At 38.3% G+C, this 2,092-nt stretch carries 2 protein-coding genes and 1 pseudogene; all 3 read left to right on the forward strand.

Annotated features, from left to right (window positions below):
* Nucleotides 1–296, forward strand: a pseudogene (locus PL8927_RS09145) (hypothetical protein); the annotation flags it as partial.
* A gap of 149 nt (nucleotides 297–445) precedes the next feature.
* A complete protein-coding gene (locus PL8927_RS28430) occupies nucleotides 446–622 on the forward strand; it encodes a hypothetical protein (RefSeq protein ID WP_231505965.1) in 177 nt (58 codons plus the stop codon).
* A gap of 248 nt (nucleotides 623–870) precedes the next feature.
* Nucleotides 871–2,001 (forward strand): histidinol-phosphate transaminase, encoded by a 1,131-nt coding sequence (locus PL8927_RS09155; protein ID WP_083620092.1) that lies wholly within the window; start codon nucleotides 871–873, stop codon nucleotides 1,999–2,001.
* Nucleotides 2,002–2,092 lie beyond the last annotated feature (91 nt).

Consider the following 2,092-nt stretch of genomic DNA (forward strand, 5'->3'; position numbering starts at 1 on the left):
AAGATACTGTGAAAAGACTTTTAAGGAGTGATATTATGCGAAATTCAGTCATCTATCAAGAAATTCTACAAGAAGGGAAATTGGAAGGGAAATTGGAAGGAAAACTGGAAGGAAAACTAGAAGGAAAACTAGAAGGAAAACTAGAAGGAAAATTGGAAGGAAAACTAGAAGGAAAATTGGAAGGAAAATTGGAAGCAAAGGAAGAAATTGCTTTAAATTTATTGCGAATGGGTTTGAGTTTAGAGCAAGTTGTTCAGGCAACTGGATTAAGTCTTGAAAAGATTCAATCTTTGTAAAACGCTTTAGTATTGGGGTCAGTGATATCGAGAATTTATGTATTGTTCAAGAAACCCGATTTTTGAATAATCTCCTTGCTGCTTCGGCAATTTTGGCGGGTTTGGTTTTAAATCAAGATACTGTGAAAAGACTTTTAAGGAGTGATATTATGCGAAATTCAGTCATCTATCAAGAAATTCTACAAGAAGGGAGATTGGAAGGGAAATTGGAAGGGAAATTGGAAGCAAAGGAAGAAGTTGCTTTAAATTTATTGCGAATGGGTTTGAGTTTAGAGCAAGTTGTTCAGGCAACGGGATTAAGTGTTGAAGACATTCCATCTTTGTAAATTAGCTTTGACAGTATTAATAATTAATGAATGGAGGTGAACCAGATGCAAATTTATTCTATAGCAATCCGTGTAGGGGTTGGGTTTCCCAACCCAGGTGCCTAGAGGGTTGGGAAACCCAACCCCTACAGGTTTTGATCACAAATCATTGAGGATTGCTATATTGTTTTTGGGATGTTATTTTAGTCTAAATTAAGAGATAATAGAGTTTGCCTAAACTCAAGAAAAATTACGATTGCGCTAACGCCATGCTGTCTTTTCTTCGTAACGATCTCAACCAAATTCGCGCCTATACTCCTCACCCTGGAGGGAGTTCCGGTAGTCCGGTCGAAACTGAAATTTTAGATCGCTTAGATACTAATGAATGTCCCTATGATTTACCGGAAGAATTAAAACAAAAGCTGGCTTGGACGTATCAACATCAAATTGAAACAAATCGTTATCCTGATGGCAGTCATTTTCCTTTAAAAATTGCGATCGCTAGTTATATTAATGAAATCATTTCTAATTCTGACGCCTTTATCAAGTCTGATCAGATTTCCGTTGGGAATGGGTCGGATGAATTAATTCGATCTCTCTTAATTGCAACTTGTTTAGGAGGAGAAGGCTCAATTTTAGTGGCTAATCCTACCTTTTCTATGTATGGAATTATTGCCCAAACGTTAGGAATTCCAGTTATTAGTATAGGACGGGATGAAGATACCTTTGAGATGGATTTAAACGCGGCTAAAGCTGCGATTAAATCTACACAAAATCCTCCCATTCGAGTTGTGTTTGTGGTTCATCCTAATTCCCCTACGGCGAATGCGTTAACAGAAGATGAATTAGACTGGCTGCGTGGTTTACCAGAACAGATTTTAGTGGTAATTGATGAAGCTTATTTTGAGTTTAGTCAAACCAGCGTTATCGAGGAGTTAAAACAGCATCCTAACTGGGTGATTTTACGCACGTTTTCTAAGGCATTTCGGTTAGCTTCCTTGCGGGCTGGATATGCGATCGCCCATCCCGAATTAATCACCGCTTTAGAAAAAGTTCGTCTTCCCTATAATCTCCCTAGTTTCACACAAACGGCTGCTTTATTAGCCTTAAATAATCGTCAAGATTTACTCGCTGTAATTCCTGAAATTTTAGGAGAACGGACTCGTTTAATTAATGCTTTAGCTCAAAATAAACAGTTAAAACTTTGGCGTAGTGATGCTAATTTTATTTATGTTAGACTCACCGATGAACGCAATTCTGAGCCAGCTTTAAATGAGCTTATGCAGCAGTTAAAAACAAAAGGAACATTAGTTCGTCACACCGGAGGAGGATTACGAATTACGATTGGTCGTCCCGATGAAAATCAACGTACCATTGAACGATTATTTGCTATTTTATAGTAAAAACAATGGGGTTGGGCGGGTTTATAGAGATTACGGTGATTAGTCAAGCCTTTGGGTGAACCCGCCCCTACAGGGGTTGGGCGGGTTT

This window comes from Planktothrix serta PCC 8927 (assembly GCF_900010725.2).
In the GTDB taxonomy this organism is placed as follows: domain Bacteria; phylum Cyanobacteriota; class Cyanobacteriia; order Cyanobacteriales; family Microcoleaceae; genus Planktothrix; species Planktothrix serta.